At 59.8% G+C, this 25,163-nt stretch carries 21 protein-coding genes; 10 read left to right on the top strand and 11 right to left on the bottom strand.

The genetic code is table 11. From position 1 onward, the window contains the following. Nucleotides 1-4 precede the first annotated feature (4 nt). Nucleotides 5-976, top strand: coding sequence for an AraC family transcriptional regulator (locus P792_RS25795; RefSeq protein WP_023978211.1), 972 nt, complete (start codon nt 5-7; stop codon nt 974-976). 171 nt (nt 977-1,147) lie between these two features. On the opposite strand, the gene P792_RS25790 is transcribed toward P792_RS25795, so the two are convergent. From P792_RS25790 to P792_RS25775, 4 genes are read right to left on the bottom strand one after another with little or no spacing between them, the layout of a single operon-like run. Next, nucleotides 1,148-2,563: a sugar porter family MFS transporter gene (locus P792_RS25790; RefSeq protein ID WP_023978210.1), complete on the bottom strand. Its 1,416-nt coding sequence runs from the start codon at nt 2,561-2,563 to the stop codon at nt 1,148-1,150. Nucleotides 2,564-2,572: 9 nt separating this feature from the next. Beyond that, a complete protein-coding gene (locus P792_RS25785; protein ID WP_023978209.1) occupies nt 2,573-3,580 on the bottom strand; it encodes an asparaginase in 1,008 nt (335 codons plus the stop codon). 33 nt (nt 3,581-3,613) lie between these two features. After that, the gene (locus P792_RS25780) at nt 3,614-4,084 is read right to left on the bottom strand and encodes a hypothetical protein (protein ID WP_023978208.1); all 471 of its coding nucleotides are present in this window, start codon (nt 4,082-4,084) and stop codon (nt 3,614-3,616) included. A 43-nt stretch (nt 4,085-4,127) separates the two neighbouring features. After that, nucleotides 4,128-4,628, bottom strand: a complete 501-nt coding sequence (locus P792_RS25775; RefSeq protein ID WP_023978207.1) for a Fur family transcriptional regulator — start codon at nt 4,626-4,628, stop codon at nt 4,128-4,130. Nucleotides 4,629-4,718: 90 nt separating this feature from the next. Here P792_RS25775 and P792_RS25770 point away from each other — a divergent pair, with 90 nt between their 5' ends. The 3 genes from P792_RS25770 to P792_RS25760 are packed head-to-tail and all read left to right on the top strand — an operon-like array spanning nt 4,719 to nt 7,131. After that, nucleotides 4,719-5,627, top strand: coding sequence for a metal ABC transporter solute-binding protein, Zn/Mn family (locus P792_RS25770; protein ID WP_023978206.1), 909 nt, complete (start codon nt 4,719-4,721; stop codon nt 5,625-5,627). 6 nt (nt 5,628-5,633) lie between these two features. After that, complete coding sequence (locus tag P792_RS25765) at nt 5,634-6,311, top strand: metal ABC transporter ATP-binding protein (RefSeq protein WP_023978205.1); 678 nt, start codon at nt 5,634-5,636, stop codon at nt 6,309-6,311. Continuing rightward, nucleotides 6,295-7,131 carry a metal ABC transporter permease gene (locus tag P792_RS25760; RefSeq protein WP_023978204.1) on the top strand — a complete coding sequence of 279 codons (837 nt, stop codon included), beginning with the start codon at nt 6,295-6,297 and terminating at the stop codon, nt 7,129-7,131. Before P792_RS25765 ends, P792_RS25760 begins: the two co-directional genes overlap by 17 nt. A gap of 137 nt (nt 7,132-7,268) precedes the next feature. Here the strand turns inward: P792_RS25760 and P792_RS39535 are convergent, their stop codons facing one another. Beyond that, nucleotides 7,269-7,394, bottom strand: a complete 126-nt coding sequence (locus P792_RS39535; RefSeq protein ID WP_023978203.1) for a hypothetical protein — start codon at nt 7,392-7,394, stop codon at nt 7,269-7,271. Nucleotides 7,395-7,461: 67 nt separating this feature from the next. On the opposite strand from P792_RS39535, the gene P792_RS25755 reads away from it, so the two are divergent. The 3 genes from P792_RS25755 to P792_RS25745 all read left to right on the top strand — a co-directional run bounded on the left by P792_RS25755 (nt 7,462) and on the right by P792_RS25745 (nt 11,397). Beyond that, nucleotides 7,462-8,943, top strand: coding sequence for a sugar porter family MFS transporter (locus P792_RS25755; protein WP_031240409.1), 1,482 nt, complete (start codon nt 7,462-7,464; stop codon nt 8,941-8,943). Between the two features lie 194 nt (nt 8,944-9,137). Then, complete coding sequence (accD, locus tag P792_RS25750) at nt 9,138-10,007, top strand: acetyl-CoA carboxylase, carboxyltransferase subunit beta (RefSeq protein WP_023978201.1); 870 nt, start codon at nt 9,138-9,140, stop codon at nt 10,005-10,007. 76 nt (nt 10,008-10,083) lie between these two features. Further along, the gene (locus P792_RS25745; RefSeq protein WP_023978200.1) at nt 10,084-11,397 is read left to right on the top strand and encodes a folylpolyglutamate synthase/dihydrofolate synthase family protein; all 1,314 of its coding nucleotides are present in this window, start codon (nt 10,084-10,086) and stop codon (nt 11,395-11,397) included. Nucleotides 11,398-11,415: 18 nt separating this feature from the next. Here the strand turns inward: P792_RS25745 and galE are convergent, their stop codons facing one another. After that, nucleotides 11,416-12,405: a UDP-glucose 4-epimerase GalE gene (gene galE, locus P792_RS25740; protein ID WP_023978199.1), complete on the bottom strand. Its 990-nt coding sequence runs from the start codon at nt 12,403-12,405 to the stop codon at nt 11,416-11,418. 207 nt (nt 12,406-12,612) lie between these two features. Then, nucleotides 12,613-13,992, bottom strand: coding sequence for a dihydropyrimidinase (gene hydA, locus P792_RS25735; RefSeq protein WP_023978198.1), 1,380 nt, complete (start codon nt 13,990-13,992; stop codon nt 12,613-12,615). Between the two features lie 225 nt (nt 13,993-14,217). On the opposite strand from hydA, the gene P792_RS25730 reads away from it, so the two are divergent. After that, nucleotides 14,218-15,672, top strand: coding sequence for an NCS1 family nucleobase:cation symporter-1 (locus P792_RS25730; protein ID WP_031240407.1), 1,455 nt, complete (start codon nt 14,218-14,220; stop codon nt 15,670-15,672). Here the strand turns inward: P792_RS25730 and P792_RS25725 are convergent. The 4 genes from P792_RS25725 to P792_RS25710 are packed head-to-tail and all read right to left on the bottom strand — an operon-like array spanning nt 15,632 to nt 20,352. Further along, a complete protein-coding gene (locus P792_RS25725; RefSeq protein ID WP_023978196.1) occupies nt 15,632-16,399 on the bottom strand; it encodes a TetR family transcriptional regulator C-terminal domain-containing protein in 768 nt (255 codons plus the stop codon). The genes P792_RS25730 and P792_RS25725 overlap by 41 nt on opposite strands. Nucleotides 16,400-16,458: 59 nt before the next feature. Continuing rightward, a complete protein-coding gene (locus P792_RS25720) occupies nt 16,459-17,694 on the bottom strand; it encodes a M20 family metallo-hydrolase (protein WP_023978195.1) in 1,236 nt (411 codons plus the stop codon). 16 nt (nt 17,695-17,710) lie between these two features. Beyond that, a complete protein-coding gene (preA, locus tag P792_RS25715; protein WP_023978194.1) occupies nt 17,711-18,979 on the bottom strand; it encodes an NAD-dependent dihydropyrimidine dehydrogenase subunit PreA in 1,269 nt (422 codons plus the stop codon). 2 nt (nt 18,980-18,981) lie between these two features. After that, entirely contained in the window at nt 18,982-20,352 is a 1,371-nt protein-coding gene (locus tag P792_RS25710) for an NAD(P)-dependent oxidoreductase (protein ID WP_023978193.1), read from the bottom strand. A gap of 381 nt (nt 20,353-20,733) precedes the next feature. Between P792_RS25710 and P792_RS25705 the strand changes: the two genes are divergently transcribed. Further along, nucleotides 20,734-21,423, top strand: coding sequence for an aspartate/glutamate racemase family protein (locus tag P792_RS25705; protein ID WP_023978192.1), 690 nt, complete (start codon nt 20,734-20,736; stop codon nt 21,421-21,423). A gap of 291 nt (nt 21,424-21,714) precedes the next feature. Then, the gene (locus P792_RS25700; RefSeq protein WP_051395830.1) at nt 21,715-25,068 is read left to right on the top strand and encodes a TonB-dependent receptor domain-containing protein; all 3,354 of its coding nucleotides are present in this window, start codon (nt 21,715-21,717) and stop codon (nt 25,066-25,068) included. The last annotated feature ends 95 nt before the right edge of the window (nt 25,069-25,163 follow it).

Genomic DNA, 25,163 nt, shown 5'->3' with positions numbered 1-25,163 from the left:
CTCCATGCTCGATGGTCGGTATTCTCGTCGTGATCGTCTGAGACTGATGGACCCGCTTTCCGATATCCTCACGCTGATGCGCCCGGGTGGCTATGGCTTTCGTGGTCTGGCAGCCGGGGGCGACTGGGCGCTCTCCTTCCCGGCAGCAGAGGGACTGCGCTGCTTTGCAATCGAGGCGGGAAGCTGCTGGTTCCGCTTCGCGGGAGATGAAGCGCCTGTGCGCCTGCAGGAGGGTGATCTCGTGCTGATGGCTGCAAGGCGGGAGGTCTTTCTCTTTTCGTCTGTGGCGGTCGATCCGGTCGATGCCATAGCCCTTCTGACAAGTGTGCCGCCGGGCGCGCTGGCGACACTCAACGGGAGCGAGGCCTGTCGGGGTATTGGTGGATTTTTCGGGTTCGAAGGGGTGGCGCTCGATAGCCTGCTCGACGCCGTGCCACCGCTTTTGCATATCCATGCTGATGCCACCAAGGCTGTGCTTCGCGATGGTATACGGCGCCTTATGCGTGAACTTGGGACACCGCGCCCGGGTGGAGCGCTTCTTGCCAGCCATCTGGCTCAGGCGCTTCTGGTGGAAGCCTTGCGCGCTCATCTGGAGGAGGGCGCGGCGCGACAGGGGTGGCTCGCAGCGTTGGCTGTTCCGGCCATGAGCCGAGCGCTTGGCGCCATGCATGCAGATGTCGCCCGGCGCTGGACCTTGCGCGAACTTGCCGGTGTGGCGGGCATGTCCCGAGCAAGCTTTGCCGCGTATTTCCGGCGCGTCACGGATGAAACGCCCATCGCTTATCTGACCCGCTGGCGCATGATGCTCGCGGCGGATCGAATAAGGCATTCGCCCCTCACACTGGGCGAGGTGGCTCTTTCGGTTGGCTATGAATCTGAGAGTGCGTTTGGCGCAGCGTTCAAGCGGGCAATGGGCCAATCGCCCCGTGCCTATGGCCGGGATGCGGGATCAGGACGCCCGAAAGAGAGCCGATGACCGTCTGACAGTGAGAAAGGCGCTCCCGGCTCTGCGTGGGAACGTGGATGGTTCACGTTAAACCGATCAGGAGCGGGTCACATGGCCGAGGGAAAGACACTGCCTCGGGCCTTGAGGATACGGTTGGGCCCATGAACTGCCGGGGGGCATGGTGGCCCCCCGGTGGAAAATTCAGCGTCCGAGTTTGCGCAGCTTCTCGCCGCGCATCAGGCGCTTTTCGATCACTTCAAGCGACATACCCTTCGTCTCGGGCACAAAGGCGAAGGTAAGCACGATGAAGGAGGCATTGAGTCCGGCGAACAGCCAGAATGTGCCGGAGGTACCGAACGTGTTCATAAGCGTCAGGAAGCTCGCACCCACCACCATGTTGGTAATCCAGTTGGTGAGTGTCGAAAGCGAGATACCCAGATTACGCCCCTGCATCGGCTGGATTTCGGAGCAGAGCACCCACATGAGCGGACCTGCTGACATCGCAAAACCCGTGCAGAACAGCAGCAGCAGGAAAATGGCGATGAATTTCGATGTCTCACCGGACATGTCGGTGTTGAGCAGCACGGCAAGCGCAGCCATACCCAGCGCCATGACGGAAAAGCCGATATAGAGAATGGGCTTGCGGCCCCATTTATCGACGAGACCAACTGCGATGAACGTTGCGAGCATGTTCACCAGACCGATAATGGCCGTGCACCACATCTGCGACGTCGCATCGAATCCGGCGCTCGAGAGGATCTTCGGCGCGTAATACATGATGATATTGATGCCGGCGAGCTGCTGCATGGCCTGCAGCATGATGCCGAGTGCGATCGAGCGACGGAAATTCGAGTTCGTCTTGAGCAGTTCGAAGCCATGCTGCTTGATTTCAAGCTGCTCACGAATGGCCTTGATTTCCTTCGCGGCCTCAAGCGGGTCTTCGCGCAAGGAGAGCAGCACTTCCCGCGCTTCCTTGTGACGTCCCTGCATGATCAGCCAGCGCGGGCTGTAGGGCAGGAAAAGCACGCCGATCAGAAAGAGACCTGCCGGGATGGCAGCTACACCGAACATCCAGCGCCAGTTGCCGCTGTAGGAGAAATAGGTGTTGGACAGGAAGGCGAGGAAAATACCGACTGTCACCATCAGCTGATAGGTCGATACCATTGCACCGCGTGTTGCCTCACTGGCAATTTCCGACAGGTAGAGCGGTGCGGTGAAGGCTGAGATACCGACAGCCAGCCCCATGACCACGCGAAAGGTGATCATGGAGGGAATGGACCAGCTCAGCGCACAACCGATGGAGCCGATGACAAAAATCGACGCACCCGCGATGAGCGAGCGCTTGCGGCCGAGCGCGTGAGACATCCAGCCCGCGGCAAGCGCGCCTACGGCAGCACCCGCCATCATGGAGCTCACCACCCATTCCTGGGCAAAGGTTGAGGCATTGAACTGCTTGGCGAAGAAATCGAGCGCACCGGCAACCACGCCGATATCAAGACCTGACATCAAACCCGCAAGCGCGGCCAATACCCCGATTACGATGATCTTGAACTTGGTTGCATCGAAAACCGACGCCAGCACGCCATCTGAGTTTCCGGCATCTGTATCTATCGCCATCTTTAGGTCTTATCCTTTACCGGCGGCACGCAGTGTGCCGACTTCTCGTCCATTCCAGTTTCTCATGACCTGATGCGACAATCCGGCGAGCGCTTCGCGGTCCTGGTCAGACCAGTGCGCGTCTTCCAGGTCGAGCAGAAGGGCGGCAAGCGCCACTTCGGCTGCCCGGTTTGCCCCGTCATCGGTCTTGATCGCAATTCCCAGCCCCAGCTCGGGCAGAGACGCGACCATGACCCCTTCTGCACCCATCTTGCAGAAGATTCGGTTACCGAAATGCGTCATCAATGTCGTATCGAAACGTCCACTCCCTGCCACCATGAAGGGATTGGACGCGACTGCTGAACGCAGGCGTGACGCTGCCGACGCATCGCTTTGTGAAAAATTTTTGCCTGTGCCAAATCGGGCAAAACCCGTGGCCAGAGCCGCCAGCGGAACGGCGTAGGTTGGCATGGAACACCCATCCAGCCCGCGGTTTTGATCGTTATGCGGGGTCGAGGTCGCCATGACGAGCGCCTCGGTTACCTGACGCTGCGCCGCGTGGGACGGATCGATATACCCCTTCGGATCGAGCGACTGGTCAATGGCGAGGCAGATCAGCCCGGCATGTTTGCCAGAGCAGTTGTTGTGCAGCGCGTTTGGCACGCCGCCCGAGGCGGCAAGCGCCTGTGCTGCCTTGTCATAGGTGGGCCAGTGCGCCCCACATTCCAGACAGGTCAGACCCTGACCCGCCTTGCCGAGCATGGCAGCCGCCGTCTCAGCATGGCGGCGCTCGCCATTATGCGAGGCACAGGCCAGAGCAAGCTCGGCGTCAGTCAGGCCAAGACGATCGGCCGCGCCTGTGGCGACAAGCGGCAGGGCCAGCAGGGCCTTGACCGTCGAGCGTGGAAAGACGGGTTTGTCGATGGCACCCAGACCATGAACGACGCGACCGGCATCGTCCATGACAGCGATGCGCCCGAGGTGACGTGATTCAACGCGGCCACCGCGTGTGACTTCGGCGATAGCGATATCGTCCATGACGGTTTCCTTGAAAGCTTGAAGGGCCCGGACTCAGCCGAGCGGTATCTGTCTCGACAGCAGATAGCAGGATGCGCCCAGACGCGCACTCATGTCGGGGTCTTTTTCGAGCCATGGCGCAACATGGGCATGGCGCACCCGCAGAAGAACGGGCTGCACCCCATCTCCTGTTTGCGCGTGGTCGATCAGCAACGCCAGCACGGCGGGGCGGGCGCATAGCAGGAGGGGGTAGCGCGTATCGAGGGGAAGCCCGTCCTGAAGCAATGCCTCGCCAGCTTCAGCGCTCGTCAGGCAGTAAAGCCAGCCATCGTCTTTCTCACAGTCGGAAAAGGCCCTTGTCGTGACCAGCAGGAGGGGAGCCTCCTCGGGGTCGAGACGGGTGCGTCTGACGGGCGGTACATAATCGAAAAGGTCGGGCTGGGTGCTGTCAGGGGGCACCGGGCCGGGTGGCGTCCTGCGCGTGTGGCGAGCGGCAGGGCGCGAGCGGCTTTCGCCATCGGTCAAGGGGAGCTTTCCCGAGGAGGCCATCAGAAGCGGCTTTGACCGATCAGCCTTTCTGACACGTTGCGCACAGCCCTTCGATCTCGACCGTGGACTGGTGCGGCCTGAATCCGATCTTTGCGGCAGCACGCGCAATGGCGTGGGAGATCTCGCTATCCTCAACCTCGCTCACCGTGCCGCAGCCACTACAGATCAGAAACTGGGCGCGATGGCCACACCCGTGACCATGATGACACTCCAGACGATGCGCGCAGCCAATGAAGGCGCTCATACGCTCGATACGATGGATCAGCCCTTGCGCGAGCAGGAAGTCGAGTGCCCGATAGACAGTGGGTGGGGCGGCATTGCGCTGATACTGCCTGAGATGGTCGAGTATCTCATAGGCGCCTACCGGCTTGCTGCTTTCCAGAATAAGGCCGAGCACCAGCCGTCTGGTTTCTGTCAGGCGGCTGGCACGCGTCGCGCAGAAAGACGCTGCACGGTCCAGCAGGGCCTGTGTGTCTGCCGAAAACGCGGGCTGATCTGTCGTTGCCGTAAGGGTGAGCATCTGGAAATTCCTTTTCCGGCTTGTCCTGACCAGAGTTCCGCCTCTATATCGCGTATCCCAGTCGTTATAATATAACTAAAGGCGACTTTTTTGCGCCAGCTTCTGCTCATCATACTCTGTGCCCTCGCCCTGCACGGCCTTGCCGGAACCAGCCGGGCGCAGTCTGCTGCCGGTACGCCGGTGTCAACGCAGCCGCCCAAGGCACGGATTTTCTGTGCCGAAGCGCTCTGGTGCGATCTCACCACAGGGCTGGGGGGGGATTCTGTCAGCCCTGCCAGTGTCCTGACCTCACCGCGCATCGACCCGCATGATTTTCAGGTCACGCCTGATATGGCGCTTACTCTGGCGCAATCCAGTCTCGTAGTGATGACGGGCGGCCATTATGATGACTGGATGACCCCACTGCTGGATGCCCAGCCCAATGCGGCGCGTCGTGTCATATCGGCGTTCGATCTCGCTGGGCTGAAGCCGGGTGACAACCCGCATCTCTTCGATGATCCCGAGGCTGTCGGCCGGGTGGTGGATGCCCTTGCCCGTGACCTTGCTGCGCTGCTTCCACACAAGGCAGACGATATTGCCGCCGCACAGGCGCGGTTTCACCAGATGCTCGATGGCTTCAATGCCCGGCTGAAAATCTTGCATCCCCGCACGCAGGGCATGAAGATTGCTGTTACCGAGCCCGTTGGGGGACCTCTTTTTGCAGCGCTTGGTCTGGAGATTATCGATCCGGACTTTGCGCTGGCGGTCATGAATCACGTTGATCCCGCGCCGCGCGATGTGGCGCGGCTGGAAGAGGCCCTCCAGCAGAAGGCCGTCAAGGCGCTTGTCATCAACCCGGCGGTCGAAACGCCGTCCATCTCGCGCCTGATCGCGCTGGCCCATCGCTCCGGTATTGCTGTCGTGGCCTTTGACGAATTTCCTGCCCCCCCTCTGCTGTGGCAGGACTGGATGACCGTGCGGCTCAACCGGCTTGCAGCTGCGCTGGACATTCGTAACTGATTGGCCATGACTGATCTGCCCGATGCCCTGACCCTGCGTGATGTGACCCTGGCCCATGGCAGCCGGGTCCTGTTTGCGCAGGCAAATCTCACCTTGCCGGCCGGAAGCTTCACCGTGCTGGACGGTGCGAACGGTCATGGCAAGACGACATTGCTGCGCACGTTGCTTGGTCTGCACCGCCCTCAGCAGGGGCGAATTGAAGTGCTGGGTCGCAATCCTGCCGCCATAAGAGGGCAGATCGGTTACATGCCTCAGGATCGTCGTCTGCCAGCACCGCAGATGACCGGCCATGCGCTCTTGGCGGCCTCATGGCGGGGAGCCTCTTTCGGCCTGCCGGGCTGGGGCGGGAAACTGAATGCCCGTATCGGGGCTGCTTTGACTCTCACAGGAGCCGAGGCCCTGGCCCGGCAACCGCTCAGCCAGCTTTCGGGTGGGGAGCGGCAACGGCTTTTCCTTGCCGAGACCCTGCTGGATAGCCCGTCTTTTCTTGTTCTGGATGAGCCATTGAGCGGTATGGATACGCAATGGCAGACGCGGATTTTATCCATGCTGCATAAACGATGCCGCGACACCGGCATGTCGGTTCTCATGTCCTGCCACGGGCTCGACGCCGTCCGACCCTTTGCCGATCATCTGCTCCGGATCAGTGATCAGAAACTGGAGCTTCATGATGCTGCATTATGAGTTCATGCAGAATGCCTTCATGGCGTCGGGCGTCGTGGCGCTTCTGTGCGGGCTGGTGGGGTGGTTTCTGGTGCTGCGCGGCCAGAGTTTTGCTGGGCATGCGCTCTCGCATATCGGCTTTGCAGGGGCCACCGGTGCCGTACTTATCGGCATGACGCCTTTGACAGGCATGGTGCTCTCTGCTCTGGCGGCAGGGCTGGTGCTCGGCTGGGAGCCGCAGGGCGATCTGCGGGCCAATGCGGCGAGCGCCAGTCAGCGGGACAGTGTGATCGGTCTTGTACTGGCTGCCAGCCTCGGGCTTGGTCTGCTGTTCCTGCAAATGGCCCATACCCCTGCCAGCAGCACCACGGCTCTGCTTTTCGGTAATGTGTTAGGTGTGGACCGGGCGACCTTGCGTATGTTGCTGGCGCTTGGGGGTGTGTCTCTGGCCGGGCTTTGCGTGCTGGGTCGGCCCTTGCTGTTTGCCAGCCTCGACCCGGACCTTGCAGCAGCCAAAGGCGGGCGGCTGCGCGTTGTGGCCTGCGGCTTCATGATGCTTGTTGCGCTGGCTACGGCCATAGGCTCGCGCACGATTGGGATTCTGCTGGTGTTCAGCCTGCTGGTCGGGCCAGCCTCATGCACACTGCGCCTTGGTCTCTCACCCTGGGTAGGGTTATTGGTTTCCGCACTTCTGGCCCTGGCCTTGTCCTGGGGCGGACTTGTCGTGGCATGGTATACCGGGGTGCCGGTCTCGTTCTGCATCAGTGCGGGGGCGGCGCTTTGCTATCTGCTGGCGCGGGCGATCGCCAGCCGCGGGCTTATCACAGCTGCGCGTTCATGATCCGACCGGCGCGGTTATAGCTGACACAACGGTAAAAGCACGTCCTCTCGGACGAAGCATACCGTCTCCTGAACTTGCCGCTCTGACAGCGTGACAGAGCGTCTGCCGCTTCCCTGATCGGTGAAGTCCTCGACGGCTCAGTTCAGATGCCAGTCGAGCAGCATGATGCCGACTACGAACAGTGCAAGGACGATATGCATGATGATCAGCTCACGCACGTTGATTGTCGGCACATCCTGCCGGGGCTTCTGCGGCTTTGCCATAACTGGCTCCTTCTTGTTTTTTGCCCGACGATCTTAAACCAGTTTGCTGGTCTTCAGTTATATCGTCATGAAAAATAATTCAGAGACAACTGACGCCGGGGCGCGCCCTCATGACGATCATCCGATCGAGGTCTCTCCCTATGCACGATATATCCTGATTCTGGCGGCCGTGGTCGCTGCAATCTGTGGCGGTCTGTACGGCTACGATACCGGGATCATCTCCGGTGCGCTGCTGCTGATCTCCGATGATTTTCATCTCAGCAGCACCATGCAGGAGATGGTGGCTTCGGCCATTCTGGCAGGCGCCATTCTCGGCGCCCTGGCAGCCGGGTCCTTCTCCGAGAAATACGGACGACGCGCCTGCGTGACGCTGGTCAGCGGGGTGTTCGTGCTTGGGGCGCTGGCCTGCGCCTTTTCGCCCGATGTCTGGCTGCTGATTATCTCACGCGTGTTCCTCGGCTTCGCCGTGGGCGGGTCCACGCAGGTCGTGCCGATGTATATTTCGGAGCTCGCACCGGCGGAAAAGCGCGGCACACTGGTCACGATGTTTAATGTGGCCATCGGGCTTGGCATCCTTCTGGCCAACATCATCGGCTATACCGAACGTGAGGCCTGGGGTTGGCGCCCGATGGTGGGCCTTGCCGCCGTGCCTGCTGCCATTGTCTTTGTCTCCATGTTCTTCATGCCCAAGAGCCCACGCTGGACTGCTGAAAATGAAGGCATGAAGCGCGCTATCATCGAGCTCGGGCGCATCCGGACATCGAAGAAGGTGATCCGCAAGGAAGTGCGCGAGATGCGCGAGAACGCGGAATCCGCCGATCCGCGCAATCGTGGCTGGAAGGGACTGTTCCGGCCCTGGGTGCGTCCGGCCCTTATTGCCGCTCTGGGCGTGGCCTTCTTCACCCAGTGCGGCGGTCTGGAAATGATGATCTATTACGCGCCGACCTTTCTGCGCGATGCGGGATTCGGCGCTTCATCGGCGCTTATGGCCTCGCTGGGTGTGGCCATCACCTATTGCATCATGACCTTCATCGGCTGTCTGATTGTCGATCGGGTCGGCCGTCGCCGCCTCATGCTGATCATGGGGCCGGGTTCCATTGTCAGTTTGATTGGTCTGGGGATTGTCTTTGCCATGCACCCTGCCGCAGGCAGCGCGGGCTCCTATCTGGTGATCGTGTTCCTGCTGCTGTTCATGGCGTTCAATTCGGGCGGCATCCAGGTCTGTGGCTGGCTGCTTGGCGCCGAGATGTTCCCGCTTTCCATGCGTGGTCAGGCCACCAGCCTTCATGCTGCAACGCTCTGGGGCTCTGACCTGCTGGTGACGGGCACGGCGCTGACGCTGGTGCAGCTCATCACGCTGGGTGGCACCATGTGGTTCTATGCGGCGGTCAATCTGGCCTCGGTGGCGTTCATCTTCTTTTTCGTGCCAGAAACAGCCGGTGCCACGCTCGAGGATATAGAGCTTGCCCTGCACGAAAAGCGCTTTCGCCCCAGCAAGGGGCAGACACGCATCGTTTCTGAAGACGTTCAGGAAGAGGCTGCCGCCTGAGCCATACAGCTTCAGGAGGGCAGTTCGCGTGACGATGGGGGTGGCCTTTCATGGAGGGGCCACCCCTTTTTCGTGAAACTGGCATTGCGCTGCAGAAATCGCTAAAAGCGGGCTCTGAATGACGATTGCCCATTCGACCGCAACGCCTGCACGCCAGGGAAATCCATGCGGATCGGGCGAGAAGTAGGATCAAGATGAGCTGGCTGACCGAATACGTTCGACCGAAAATCCGTGGCCTTCTGCAGCGCGAAGTGCCGGAGAATTTGTGGACCAGCTGTGAGTCCTGCTCGCAGATGATCCTGATCAAGGATCTCGAGAAGGCCCAGCGCGTCTGCCCCCATTGCGGCCATCATGGCAAGGCGCTGGCCAATGAGCGCCTTCAGTGGACCTTCGATGACGGTAAATACACAAAGATCGAGCTGCCCAAGGTTCCCAGCGATCCGCTCGGCTTTCGTGACCAGAAGAAATATGCCGACCGCCTGAAGGACGCCAAGACCAAGACCCATCTTGATGAGTCGCTGGCTGTGGCCCACGGCAAGATCGGTGGTCATGATGCCGTTGTGGCCGTTATGGCCTATGAATTCATGGCAGGCACCATGGGCACGGCTCTTGGCGAAGCCTTCATCGCGGCCTGCCGTCTGGCCGTGCTGCAAAAGGCAGCGCTGGTGATCTACACCGCCTCGGGTGGTGCCCGCATGCAGGAGGGTGTTCTGTCGCTCATGCAGATGCCGCGCACGACCATTGGCGTCGAGATGCTCAAGGATGCCGGTCTGCCCTATATCGTTGTGCTGACCAACCCGACCACGGGCGGTGTCTCGGCTTCCTTTGCCATGCTGGGCGATGTGCAGATTGCCGAACCCGAGGCGCTGATTGCCTTTACCGGCCCACGCGTCATTCAGGATACGGTGCGCGAGAAGCTGCCCGAGGGCTTCCAGCGTTCCGAGTATCTGCGTGACCACGGCATGGTGGACATGGTTGTGGCGCGTCCCGAGCTTCAGACCATGCTCGGCCGTCTGATTCGCATGCTGATGAACAAGCCTGCTGCTGCCTCTGAAGCAGCCTGACGGGCTCTGCTCCCTGCTGGCCCCGTCCTGTGCAACAGGGCGGGGTTTTTTCTTTCGCTCCCACACGGATTGACCCATGACGACCCAAGCCGCCCCGGCCAGACTCAGCGATGAATATGAGGGCCGGACCGGTGTCGTGCTGGCCCGTGTGCAGGCGCTTTATCCCAAGCTGATCGATCTCTCCCTTACGCGGCTGCACGCCCTGCTCGACAAGCTGGGCAACCCTGAACGTGCGCTGCCGCCCGTCATTCACGTGGCCGGGACGAATGGCAAGGGCAGTACCTGCGCGACCTTGCGCGCCATAGCCGAGGCGGCCGGGCTGCGCGTTCATGCCATGACCAGCCCGCATCTGGTGGACGTGACGGAGCGGTTTCGTGTGGCGGGCACACTGGTGACCGAAGAGGCGCTGGTTGCGACACTCGAGGAAATCGAGCGCATCAATAATGGCGCGCCTATTACCGTGTTCGAGGTTCTGACGGCGGCGGGTCTGCTGCTGTTTGCCCGAACACCTGCGGATCTGACGATTCTTGAAGTCGGTCTGGGCGGTCGTCTGGATGCGACCAATGTTGTTGCGCGCCCGATTGTGTGTGTGATCACGCCGGTCGATCTCGACCATCAGGCCTTTCTGGGTGAAACACTCGGCCTGATTGCTGCCGAAAAGGCTGGTATCATCAAGCCGGGTGTGCCGGTTGTATGCGCTTTCCAGCATGATGAGGCCCGACAGGTGATCGAGGCCCAGGCCGCGTCCTGCAAGGCCCCTCTGTGGGAGGTCGGACGCGACGTAACCTGCGATCGTGATCCTGATGGCACCCTGACCTATCAGGATCCGCTCGGGGTGCTGTCACTGCCGGCACCGGGGCTGAAGGGTGTGCATCAGGTCGCGAATGCCACTCTGGCCGTGGCCGCCCTGCGGGCCAGCGGTTTCCCCCTGCCTGACCAGGCCTGGGCCGGGATCGCCCATACGCAATGGCCCGCCCGATTGCAGCGTCTCGAAGGCAGGCTTGCCGCCCTTTTGCCCGCAGGGTGGGAGTTGTGGCTCGATGGCGGGCATAACCCCAACGCTGGCGAGGCACTTTCTGCCACGCTGGCCGACTGGTTCGACCGTCCGCTGCATGTCATTGTTGGCATGAAGCAGAGCAAGGATGCCGCGGGTTTTCTCCGACCCGTACAGCGCCATGCGACGACACTTCATGCTGTGGCAGAAGAGGGCCAGCATCTCGCTTTGCCCGTCGAAGCCATCATTGAGGCCTCAGGTGGCCATGCTGTTGCCGGGCCGACAATCGCAGCGGTCCTTCCCCGCTTCGAGGGGCCACCCTCACGGGTGCTGATCTGCGGCAGTCTCTACCTGGCAGGTGTGGTTCTGAAGCAGGATGGCACATTGCCTCGCTGAAAATCATGCCACGCCCCTTCAGTCACTCGCATAACCATTAGGATGGCGAACTCGCCACGCAAGCGCTGTGGCAACGATCGAGTCGATATCTGAAAATTCCGGATTCCATCCAGTTTCTTTTCTGATTCTGGTCGAGTCAGCAATCAATATCGCGGGGTCACCTTCGCGTCGATTATCCCACCGCCACGGCACGCTTTTTCCTGATACTCGTTCAACACTGCGGATTACTTCAAGATTGCTAAAGCCTGACCCGTTTCCAAGATTATAGCTTACGGATCCGCTATCTAATCTGGATATCGCCCGGATATGCGCATCTGCGAGATCAGCAACATGTACGTAGTCGCGTATGCAGGTACCGTCGGGTGTGGGATAGTCCTGCCCAAAAAGTCGTAAGGTGGGGCGTCTTCCTAGCATAGCGTCAATTGTCAGCGGTATCAGATGGGTTTCGGGATGGTGGTCCTCCCCCAAACGCCCCATGCGATCCGCACCAGCTGCGTTGAAGTAGCGCAGGCAAGCGGAGCGCATACCATGAATACGGTCGGCCCAGCGCAGTGCCCGCTCGATGATATATTTGCTTTCACCGTAAGGTGAGCCGGGATCGATCAATGCTGAGTCATCAATCGGTATCGTACGCTCGCTCCCGCCGAAAAGCGCTGCGGTGGATGAGAATATGAATTTCTCGACTCCATTTCTTGTGCAGGCTTCAATCAGGTTTAATGATGTTATCGTGTTTTGGCGGAGATAGGTATAAGGCTCCGCCATGGAGGCACCCACAAGAGAGAGGGCTGCGAAGTGCAGCACAGCATCCCAACGCCCTTCGCTGACAAGACTGTTGGTATCTACAGCATTTGCAAGATCGATTAGCTCAAAACGTGCGCCGGTAGGGATGGCCTTCCTGTGTCCGGTGCTTAGATTATCGAGGATGACAACCTCATGCCCTGCATCAAGAAGGCTTATGGCGACATGACTACCGACAAAGCCGGCTCCGCCAGTAATTAGAAAACGCATGAGGCATCCTGTAGAATTTGTTTCGGCTTATCAAAAACATTGAGAGATAGAAACACCAAATTTGTCGCGTTTGTCCAACTAAGATGGTATATAAATAATAATAAAAACATTATTTATATAATAACTAAGAACAACATAATATTTTTCAATATAAGTCATAAATTTATCGAATAATAAAATTAAACAATAAGTGATCCTTGTGTGTCTTCAAGCGAAAGCGGGTCGGGGTACGTAACGGCCTTTGCCGCGTACGGCGCGAAGGGTTCCATCATCCCAGACGACCTCGCCCTGGCTGATGGTTTTTCTCGCAACGCCGGTCAGGGTCATGCCTTCATAGAGCGTGTAATCGACGTTCTGATGCAGGGTGGCGGCAGAGAGGGTGCGCGAGGCAGTTGGGTCCCACAATACCAGATCGGCATCTGCCCCCGGTGCAATACAGCCCTTTTTGGGGAAGATATTGAAGATACGGGCCGTGTTGGTCGACGTGATGGCCACGAACTGCTCGGGTGTCAGGCGACCACTGACAACCCCGTGATGCCACAGCACGCTCATGCGTTCCTCGATCCCCGGCACGCCATTGGGGATTTTCGTGAAATCATCGCGGCCGCGTTCCTTCTGGTCGCGACAGAAGCAACAATGATCCGTGGCGGTTGTCTGTAGCTGGCCCGAAACCAGCCCGCCCCACAGGGCGTGCTGATGGGATCTGGCGCGAAAGGGCGGGCTCATGACATGGCGGGCAGCGGAGAGCCAGTCCCCGTCGTGATAGACGCTCTCATCGAAAACGAGATGCTGCGGAAGTACCTCGCCATAGACCTTCATACCCTTGAGACGGGCAGCAGCGATGGCTTCCGTGGCCTCGCGGGTCGAGACATGCACGATATAAAGCGGTGTGTTCTGAAGCGTCGCCAGGGCAATGGCGCGTTGGGCTGCCTCGCCTTCGACCTCGGCGGGGCGTGACAGCGGATGGGCGTGGGGGCCGATCTCACCCGCGGCGAGAAGCTGCGCCTGAAGGAATGACACGGCGTCACCGTTTTCGGCATGGACGGTGCAAAGGGCACCCAGCGCGCCAGCACGGCTCATGGAGCGCAGAAACACGGTATCGTCGATCATCAGGGCGTTTTTATAAGCCATGAAGTGCTTGAAGGAGTTGACGCCGCCTTCCTGCACCAGACGACCCATGTCCTCGTGTACCTGCTCATCCCAATGCGTGACCGCGACATGAAATCCGTAATCGGCAGCGGCTTTCTCGGCCTTGCCTCGCCAGTCCTGCCACGCCTCGAACAGCCGCTGCCCGGCTGCGGGTATGACAAAATCAATGATGCTGGTCGTGCCACCCGCCAGCCCTGCCGCCGTGCCGGTGTAGAAATCGTCGCTCGCGGTCGTACCCATGAACGGCATTTCCATATGGGTATGGGGGTCGATTCCACCCGGCATGACCAGCAGCCCTGTGGCATCGACCAGCGTACAATCTGTTGGCTGCTCCAGATCGGGACCTGTGGCGGCAATCCGGCCTTCATCGTCACACAGGACATCACCGCGCATACTGCGCTCGGCTGTGACGATCGTTCCACCCTTGATGAGCAGCATGACACTGTTCTCCTGTGAAAAAGCCCGGATAAAGGAACCAGCCATAATATCGTTGTAATACCGAAATCATAAGACTAGCCTGACCAGATGGTCAATCTATTGCTGGCACGCCGGGCGTCCGGCTGAGTCATGCAGGATGGCCATGCCGTGAGGGTCGTGACAAGCTCGGCAGGGCGGGGCAGTCATGACAGGGTGATCATGACGGGACGACCGGAAAGGATGGCGATGACGCAGGCACACGTGAACATGCTCTCTGGGCCGTTATCGAATGAGGATCTCGCTCCGGTGTCGGAGCGGCACTGGGCCTGGAAAGACTATCTGTTCCTGTGGATGTCCAATGTTCACAGCGTTGCGGGTTACATGACCATTGGCAGCTTTTTCACCATGGGGTTGCCGGTCAGCGCTGTCCTGTCCGGGCTTCTGACGGCGGTAATCATCGTATATGTGCTGTGCAATCTGGTGGCGGTCCCCAGCCTGCGCGCTGGCGTGCCGTTTCCGGTGGTCATACGAGGGGCCTTCGGCGTGTATGGCGCGGTCGTTCCCGCGCTGGTGCGTGGCGTCATCGCGGTGGGCTGGTACGGTATACAGACCTGGCTGGCGTCGAATGCGATCGTTCTGTTCATCCTGCACATGGACCCCGGTGTGATGGGCTATGCGGATTCGCATCTGCATGGTGCTCTTGGGCTGTCCCTGCTGGGCTGGGGTGCCTTCCTTTTTGTCTGGCTGTTGCAGATTGCCGTATTCTGGCGAGGGATGGAGTCCATCAGGCATTTCATCGATTGGGCAGGGCCTGCCATTTATATTGTCATTCTCGGGCTCGATATCGCGCTTTTATGGCGCACGCACGGTGCCTTCCATCTCTCCGTTCTACCCCAGTCGGTCGTCAGCTGGCCGGTCGCCCTTGCCGGGGTTTTCAGCGTGGCCTCCCTGACATTGGCCTATTTCTCGCCGATCATTCTCAATTTTGGTGATTTTGCCCGTTACGGCACGAGCATGTCTGACGTGCGTCGGGGCAATTTCTGGGGATTACCCGTCAATTTCATGGCGTTTGTCATGCTGGTTCTGACCACACTCGTTCTGGCGCGTTCTGCACTGGGGCGGCTGATCCTGGATCCTGCCGGAACCATCATGATGTTCGACAGCCCGACCATCATGCTTGTCGGGACGATCACCCTTGTCTCCGCCACGATCGGGATCAATATCTCGGCCAATTTCGTCTCGGCCGCGTTCGATTTTTCCAATGTTGCCCCCGCCAGCATCTCATGGCGCAAAGGGGGGCTGATTGCCTCAATCGGGGCGGTCCTGCTGACACCGTGGAATCTCTACGCTCATCCCGAGCTTATTCATCTGACACTCGATATTCTCGGACTGTTCATTGCACCTGTTACGGGCATCCTGCTGGTCGATTATTATCACGTGCAAAAAGCCAGTCTCGATTTTCCTGGTCTTTATTCCACAGCGCCTGATGGCCCGTACTGGTACCGGGGCGGCGTCAATCGGCGTGCTGTTCTGGCATTGGCGCTATCGGTGGTGCTGGGGCTCATGGTGGTCTTCGTCCCCGCGCTGCATGGTGCGCAGAACTACGCCTGGGTGATCGGGCTTTTGACCGGCGGCGTGTTTCACTTCGGCCTTTCGGGCCTCAGCCCGCGCGGGGGAAGAGCGGCCTCACAAGAATCATGAAGGTTTCGAGCGCGGTATCATAATCGCGCTCACCCAGAGGGGCCGTGTCGAGCAGGGCCTCGAACTGGACCTGCATATCGGCATAGGCCTGTGTTCCAGACCAGAGCAGGCACAGGAAATGCGTGGGGTCTATGGGGGTCATGAGCCCCCGTGACTGCCAGCCGAGAAAGATCGCGGCATGGCGGTCTACATGGGCGCGGAGCACGTCCTTCAGAAAGCCTTCGAGCCGCTGCCCTCCTGAAAGCAGTTCCTGAGCGAAAAGCCGCGACCCTTCCGGTCGGGTACGTGAGAACGCGATCTTGGCGCGCAGATAGCCTTCCATGCCCTCAATCGGGTCACGATCGGCGCTGAGCCAGTGATCGGCATCATCCAGCCAGACATCGAGAAGTCTTTTGAGCGTGGCGTTGTACAGCTCCTCCTTGGAACCGAAATAATAGAGGATATTAGCCTTGGGGATGTCGCACAGCGCAGCAATCTCTTCCAGACGCGTGCCATTCAGGCCTCGCGTCCCGAAGGTCGTCTCGGCGGCATTGAGGATCTGGGGCAGCATCGCCTGGCGCGGGGCACTGGGCCTTCTGGGCTTTTTGATTGTGTCGGTATCAGGTGACGCTTTTGCCCTGAAGCCACGAGGGGCGAGGTCACTGTCTGCGCTGTCATGGTGAACAGAGGCGAGGTGATCCTTATGGGGCAGGATCCTTCCGGCGAGGGGCGCAGTATTATCGGTCATTCCGTCCTGTCTCCTGCTTCTTGAGCCGTCGGGATCCTGTCTTGCGGGCTCACCTGGCCTCAAAAGACCTTGTCGGCGCGCAGCAGGGCGCCCAGCAGCACATTGGCACCGGCTTCGGCCTCGGCTTTGGTAATGCTTTCGGCTTCGTTATGGCTCAACCCGTCACGACAGGGGACGAAAATCATGGCGGTTGGGGTCATGCGCGCCATATAGGCGGCATCATGGCCGGGGCCGGACACAATTTCCATCGCGTCGAATCCGGCATCACGCGCGGCGTCAGACACCATCTCGATGCAGCGTCGGTCGAACGGGACGGCAGGGGCATCCCAGATCTGGCGCAGGGCAAGTTCCACCCCGGCCTGCTCGGCAAGATTGGTGAGAGCCTGCTTCATTTCCTGCTCCATCACGGCAAGCGTCGCATCCTCCGGATGGCGCAGATCGATTGTGAAGAAGGTTTCTCCTGGCACGACATTATGGCTGTTCGGCCGGTTCTCGATCAGGCCGACAGTGCCAAGACCCTTGGGCGCATGAGCCGTGGCGACATCCGATACGGCACTGATCATGCGTGCAGTCGCCAGAAGCGTGTCGGCGCGCATGGTCATGGGGGTTGAGCCCGCATGGGCATCGCGACCTGTCACCGTGACCTCATACCAGCGCATCCCCTGCACGCCGGTTACAGCGCCAATGACCCGATTTTCGACCTCGAGGATCGGCCCCTGCTCGATATGAAGTTCGAAATAGGCGGCGACCGGGTGATCGCCGCATTGCTGCGTGCCACGGTAACCAATCGCTTCCAGTGCGTCGCCAAAACGTTCGCCGGCACGGTCACGCTTGTCAAGAATCTCCTCCTCCGTGAAAACGCCTGCAAACGCGCCGGAGCACATCATGGGGGGAGAAAACCGCGAGCCTTCTTCATTGGTCCAGTTGATAAGCTCGACGGGGTGACGCAACACATGCCCGGCCTCGCGCAATGCACGCAGCACGGCCAGGCCGCCCAGCACACCCAGAATCCCATCGAACTTGCCGCCTGTGGGCTGGGTGTCGAGATGGCTCCCCATGGTCAGGGGCGGCAGGCTGCTATCCTGCCCCTCAAGACGGGCGAACATGTTACCCAGTCGATCGACCGTAACCGTGCAGCCGAGCGCCTTGCAGGTGGCAGCAAACCAGTCACGTACCTGACGGTCCTCTTCCGTCAGGGTCAGGCGCTTGATTCCCCCCTTGGGGGTCCCGCCAAAACGCGCAGTTTCCATGAGATCGGCCCAGAGGGCGCGGCCATCGATACGGATATTGCTCATGCGGCGGGAGATCCTTTCAGGCGGAGAGGCGATGCGGATTGGAGGGATGGTCAAGCCAAGTCATCTCGCCGTCAACAGGCTGCGGTGTCATGGTGATGCAATCATCCACCGGGCAGACATGGGCGCAGAGATTGCAGCCCACACATTCGTCCTCGATCACGCTGTATTCGCGACGGTTCGGCCCGGTGCTTTTGGCGATGGCCTGATGCGAGGTGTCCTCACAGGCGATATGGCACAGGCCACACCCCACGCAGCTTTCCTGATCGATCTGCGCGATGGTGCGGAACTTCATGTTGAGCTGGTTCCAGGGCACGAAGCGCGACACGGCCCGCCCGCTCAGATCGGGCAGGGTCACGTAATCCTTGCTGTCCATCCAGTTCGAGAGCCCGTCAATCATGTCCTCGACGATACGGAACCCGTAATGCATGGCCGCCGTGCAAACCTGAAGCGCGCTCGACCCCATGGCGAGGAATTCGGCTGAGTCCCGCCAGTTGCTGATGCCCCCCATGCCCGAAATGGGTATTCCCGCCATTTCGGGATCGCGGGCAATCTCGCCGATCATGCGCAGGGCGATGGGCTTGACCGCCGGGCCGCAATAGCCGCCATGCGTACCCTTGCCTCCTACGACCGGCATGGGGGCCATGGCGTCCAGATCGACCCCGATGACCGACTGGATGGTGTTGATGAGCGACACCGCATCGGCCCCGCCACGACGGGCGGCGCGTGCGGGCATGAGGATATTGGTGACATTGGGGGTCAGTTTGACGATGACCGGCATGCGCGTGTTCTGCTTGCACCAGCGCGTGACCATCTCGACATATTCGGGCACCTGCCCCACGGCAGAGCCCATATTGCGTTCGGACATGCCATGCGGACAGCCGAAATTCAGTTCGATTCCGTCCGCCCCCGTTTCCTCGATAAGCGGCAGAATGGCCTTCCAGCGATGCTCCTCGCACGGCACCATAAGGCTGACGACGAGCGCCCGGTCCGGGAAATCACGCTTCACGCGCTTGATCTCGGCGATGTTGGTTGCCAGCGGCCTGTCGGAAATCAGCTCGATATTATTGAGCCCCATAAGGCGCTTGCCCTCGAACTGAAGGGCGCCGTAACGCGAACTGAGATTGACCACCGGCGGGTCTTCTCCCAGCGTTTTCCAGACCACGCCGCCCCATCCGGCCTCATAGGCGCGACGGACATTATATTCCTTGTCGGTGGGTGGGGCAGAGGCCAGCCAGAACGGATTGGGTGAGGTGATGCCGGCGAAACTGGTGCGCAGATCGGCCATGATCAGAGAGCTCCTGTGCCGGAGAGGGAAAGATCGTCAGGGGTCAGGTCGCTGTGAATGGCCTGCGCCGCTTCGCGCCCGTCGCGTACGGCAGCCACGGTGAGATCCTCACCTGCCGTACAGTCGCCGCCAGCATAGACGCCAGCCAGTGTGGTGCGGCCTTTTTCGTCCACCACCAGGCGGCCATTCTCGATCAGAATCTGATCCTGCAAAACCGGGTCAGGGACAAAAACCTGCCCGATGGCCTTGAGCACCATATCCGCGGCAATCGTGAAATCGACAGGAGGCGTGGCAGGGCCTGTCGATGCCTTTGCGGCTGCGTCAGTGCGTCTGAATGTCACGCCGGTGAGGGCCCCATTGTCGAATTCCAGCCGGGTTGGTGCGGCCCAGAGCCGGAGCGTGACCCCGTTGGTCTGCGCCCAGTCGCGCTCGACGTCCGTGGCCGACATTGTGGGCTCACCCCGACGATAAACCAGCGTGACCTCCTCGGCACCAAGGCGCTTTGCCTGTACGGCGGCATCAATGGCCGTGTTGCCTCCACCGATCACGACCACACGCCGCCCGACCTGCACCGAGGCCAGTGGGTGGGAGCGCAGATGTTCAATGAACGCCACGGCATCCTTGACGCCAGGCATGGTCTCGCCGGGGAGGCCAAGGGCCCGCACGCCGGACAGGCCGATCGCCAGAAAGACGGCGTCGTAATCCTGTCGCAATGTGGCGAGGTGGATCGTCTCGCCCAGAATGGCCCGCCCCTGATAATGAATACCGCCAATTGCCATCAGGAAATCAATTTCCTTCTGGGCAAAATCATCCGCCAGCTTGTAGGCGGCAACACCATATTCATTCAGGCCGCCCGCCTTTTCGTGCCGGTCGAACAGCGTCACCTCATGACCGTGCATGGCGAGACGATGAGCGCAGGCGAGACCCGCAGGACCCGCACCCACGATGGCGATATGTCGCCCCGTCGGGGTGGCGCGTGTGAAAGGGTGCGTGTCCTGGGCCATCTGCCAGTCTGTGGCGTAGCGCTGCAGGGCGCCGATACGAACAGGTTTATGGGTTTCGATGGCGGTGTGCACACATTTCTGTTCGCACAGGATCTCGGTCGGGCAGACGCGTGCGCAGGAGCCGCCGAGGATGTTTGATTGCAGGATGGTCCTGGCCGCACCGGCTGTGTTCCGCGAGGCAATGGCCTTGATGAAACGCGGAATGTCGATATCGGTCGGACAGGCCTCGATACAGGGCGCGTCATAACAATAGAAACATCGATCGGCTTCCAGCGCTGCCTGTTCGGGGGTCAGTCCCGGATGGGCATCCGCGAAATTTCGCGCCAGAATATCTTGGGGCAGGCGACCACAGGCAATATCAGGGCGCATGGGAGAATCCGGTTCTGTTTGTTCCGTAAAACGAACGTTACGGTCGGGATGATGCGCGCTGCAAGTGAAATCTGACCATATGTTCAGATATCTGACACCCGAGGCTTACTGCCTGATCCCTATGAAAGGCGCGGCAGTCAGAACAGCAGGGGCAAGAAAACATGTCGCGCATCTATGTGTGTCGATATCGATACGTAAATCGTGCGAACAAGGGTCATACCGGGGAAGGTGCATCGCTTGCGCAATGCCGTGACGATAAAGAAGTGGAACCCCTTTGCATTTGGCCCGGGGAGCCTGACCGGATTGGAACGCCCATCCCGCAGGCGCTATAGGGCGAAGCGCTGGTCGCGACAAAGCAAAGAGTGGGGATAAACGATGAGAATGATCGGGCTTCTGGGCGGTATGAGCTGGGAGAGCTCGGCCATGTATTATCGTCTGCTCAATGAAGGTGTGCGTGACAGGCTTGGTCCAGCCTCGTCTGCACGCTGTCTTTTGTGGTCATTCGACTTCGCCGAGATCAAGGATCTGCAGCATCGCGGCGCATGGGATGTCCTGACCGCGCGTCTGATTGAGGCGGCGCGTCATCTGGAGAAGGCGGGAGCGGATGATCTGGTAATCTGTACGAACACCATGCACTGCGTGGCGGATGCGGTGCAGGCGCAACTATCGATTCCCCTCCTGCATATCGCTGACGCCACCGGCGAACAGATCAGGCGGAGCGACCTTCGACGTATCGGGCTGTTGGGCACGCGCTTCACCATGGAGCAGGATTTCTACAGGAAGCGACTGACCGAGCGTTATGGTCTGGAGGTGATCATTCCCGACGAACGGGACCGCATGGACGTGCATCGTATCATCTATGAAGAGCTCGTGGCCGGGCAGATCAACCCATCATCCCGCGCGCTTTATCGCGCCATCATGGCCCGCCTTGTCGCTTCGGGTGCTGAGGCGATCATTCTGGGATGCACGGAAATCATGCTGCTTGTCCGGGCTGAGGATTGCACGGTGCCGCTTTTCGATACGACAGCCCTGCATGTTCACGCCACACTCGAAAAGGCATTGGCCGACTGACGAGATGTCCGGAAAGGTATGGAAAATGGCCGTCCCCTGAGGGGGGAGGCTGAGCGCGCGTCATTAACGCACCATCACAGCGATTAAGGGCTATCGCCGGGCAGGCTGGTGGTCTGCCGTGGTCTTTGGCGTAGCGAACGTCATTGTGAAGCAGGTTGTCACAATATGTTGCGAAAAAGCAACGACGTCCAGTATTTTTCGTTATCGTTGCGTTATAGATACCAAACCGGAAAAATTTCCTTACGGTGTGTTTCATTATTTTTACGAAACATATTCACGGGGAGTCTCACGATGGTGCGCCGGGTAACATTGCCTTATCGTCACAGGGGCCTGCGGCAGAGCACATTGATGGTTGCCCTGTTCTGCACAGTGTTTGCTGCGCCGGCAGAGGGCCTTGCCCAGACCATCGCTCAGGGGGCGGGAACCGCGCACAAGAAGACCACCGCGCGTCGGTCATCCCACGCGACGAAAAAACCCGCTCATGCAACGGCCAAGGCAACATCCTCGAAGGTGGGCGTGGCGGCAGGGAGCGCTGGTGGCAGCGCAGCGTTAACCGGTGCAGGCACTGCATCGCAAAACGGCGCGTCGAGTGCTGCCGCCCAGCCTGCCCTGCCTTTCTCAAGTGGCGTGGAAACGGCGGATTCCTCGCCGCAGAAAGAGACCATCATCGTCACCGGCACGCGCCTGTCGCAATCGCGCCTGACGAATGTCATGGCAGGATCGACCCTGGGTGGGGAACAGATCCGACGCCGGGGATATTACGATCTCGGTACGGCCCTGCTGCGCGAAAATCCGGCAATCAGCCAGGGTGGCAATTCCACCATCGGTAACCAGGGCAGCTTTGGGGCGGGTCAGTCCTTTATCGGCCTCCTCAATCTGGGCGCCCAGCGTACGCTGACCCTGATCGATGGCATGCGTATGGGCGGTGGCGCGACAGCCTCGATCTATGGTTCCGGTTCGGGCTCGCAGGTGGATGTGAGCACGATTCCGACCTCGCTCATCAAGGGTATCGATACGCGCCTCGGCGGCGCGGGCGCGGCCTATGGTGCCGACGCCGTGGCAGGCGTGATGAACTATACGCTCGATGACCACTTCACCGGTGTCGATTTCAATGCCCAGGGTAACTGGTCGCAAAAGCTCGATGCACCGGGTGAGAAACTGACCTTCAAGGCTGGCCGCAATTTCGACCATGACAAGGGCGGCATGGTCTTTGATGTGGAATACCGCAACCAGGGCGGTATGGTCGCCAATGACCGGCCTGATGTGTTCGGGCGCGACGCGGTGCTTTATCATCGCGTGCCGCTCGGGCAGAGCTCGCCCTATACCTATGTTCTGGGTGCTGGCTCACGGTTCATCCAGAACTCTGTGACCGGTATTCCCATGATCACCGGTGATTACGGCAATCTGCCGGTCTATGCGGGGTCTGCTGGCGCCGCGCTGGCCGGTCAGGCCAATAACGCCGTGGCCAATGGCGCCAATATGCCGCTCATGTTCAGTCAGAATGGCCAGTCGCTCATTCCGCTTCAGGCAAATGCCTATCTCAAGGGAGACACCACGCACGGCATCGGCGGGAACGGTATCGCCCTGCAGGACTACAATCAGTTGATCGCCCCCAATGACAAGCTGAACCTGACGTTGCTTGGGCATTACGACATTACCCGGCACATTCATGCCACATGGCAGGGCTGGTATGCCCGTGGCAGCGCCGAGAGTCAGGTGGGTCAGGGCACATGGAGCACGACCCAGTTCGACAATCCCCTGACGCTCAATACGGCTGGCCCGATGAGCAGCAGCTACTACACCAACGATGTCGTCAACGGCGCCTATGCGCTGAGCACGAGCAATCCCTATCTTACCAGCGCCGAGCAGCAGACGATCAGGAATGCGCTCGCTGCCAATGGCCAGCCGACAGACACCTTCTACCTGAACCGTCTGAACCAGGACCTCGACGCCGGTCTGTATCGCACGAAGGTGCAGATGTACCGCTTCCAGGGCGGGCTTGCCGGTGATTTCAATGCAGTGGGGCGCAAGTTCGACTGGAAAGTGCGTGGTGAATACACGCGCTACATGAACAATACTTGGACGCCTTCCATCGTCATTCCCAACCTCGTCAATGCCCTCAATGCAGTGCGTGATTCCAGCGGCAATATCGTGTGCGCTTCGGGCTATCAGAATGCACCCATCGCCACGCGCAGTTCGACCTGTGAACCACTCAATCCATTCGGCTATAACCAGATGACGCCGGGCGCACGTGACTATGTCATTTCAGATGCCCATTCGCGCAACAACAACACCCAGCGCGATATCCAGGCCGAACTGAGCTCAACGGTGTTCCGCCTGCCCGCAGGCGATATCCGGTGGGATCTGGGCTATGAGCATCGCCGCGAAGGGTATCATTTTGATCCGGGCGCGTTCTTCCGCGGCTGGCCGCAGGGTGATGGCACGTATCAGCAATACGGCAACAGCACGGCTATTCCGCCCACGGGTGGTGCGTATCATACGCATGAAGCTTTTGGCGAGCTAGACGTACCTTTCGTCTCGCCGACCATGAACGTGCCGGGTATCTATAACCTGTCGGCCACAGCCAATGGTCGCTTCATCAATAACAGCATGACCGGCAATTACTGGACCTACATGTTCGGCGGTGCCTGGTGGCCGACCGAGGATTTCGGCCTGAGCGGCAATTATGCCCAGTCCGTGCGTAATCCCTCCGTGACGGAACTGTTTTCGCCCCGCTCCACCGATTACGAATCAGGCGTTGATCCGTGCTCCGACGCAGGTGTCGGTTCCGGCCCCAACCCGGCCATTCGTGCAGCAAACTGCGCGAAGGCAGGCATCACCCAACCCTTCACCTCCAACTTCAATTTCTACACCATTCCGGGCAGCGCAGGCGGCAATAGCAACCTCAAGAACGAAACCTCAAAGAGCTATACGGGCAGCCTCGAATTCCGGCCGCATTTCGTGCGTGGCCTCGACATGAAGGCGTCTTTTGTGGACGTGAAGGTGAAAAACGCCATCACCTCACTGGGCGCGCAGGATCTGATGAATGCCTGCTATGACTCGTCCAGCTACCCGTCCAATGCCTTCTGCAATACCTTCACACGTGATTCCTCCGGGCAGCTCTCGACCTTCAGCGCAGGCTATTACAACATTGCCAGCTATGAGACGCAGGCTTTGCAGGCAACCTTCGACTACTACGCTCCCCTGTCGCGTTTCGGGCTGGGCGACGGTGCCGGTGAAATCGATCTGAGCGGCAACTACGTTCACTATCTCAAGAGCCAGAACACCTATCTGGGCAGCACCTATTTCCTCTCGGGAACGACAGACGCACCCAATGACAACTTCACGCTCAACCTGAACTACATGCGCGGTCCGTTCTCGGCCCAGTGGCAGACGCTCTGGTATGGGCCGACCCAGTACGCGGTGCAGGTACCGGCCACGCGTTATCAGGATAACAAACGCCCCTCATTTGCCTATTTCAATCTCTCCCTGGCGTATGAGATTACCAGGAATCTCGCGGCCAATTTCGTTATCAACAACATCACCGATGCCCTGCCGAAGGACCCGGGCATCTATGATACCAACCGTTATTACGAGGCCTTTATCGGACGGAGCTTCCAGCTCAATATCGGCGTGCATTTCTGATGCAACCGCACCCCTCTGCAAAAGCAGAGGGGTTTTTCGACGCGCCTTTCCCGATGGTCCTGAAAGTGGCGCGGCACAGGGAAAACCTTTTGCCT

This window comes from Asaia sp. SF2.1, from assembly GCF_000505765.1.
Classification (GTDB): Bacteria; Pseudomonadota; Alphaproteobacteria; order Acetobacterales; family Acetobacteraceae; genus Asaia; species Asaia bogorensis.
Note: the sequence above shows the minus strand (reverse complement) of the source record. Positions and strands in the feature narration are given on the sequence as shown.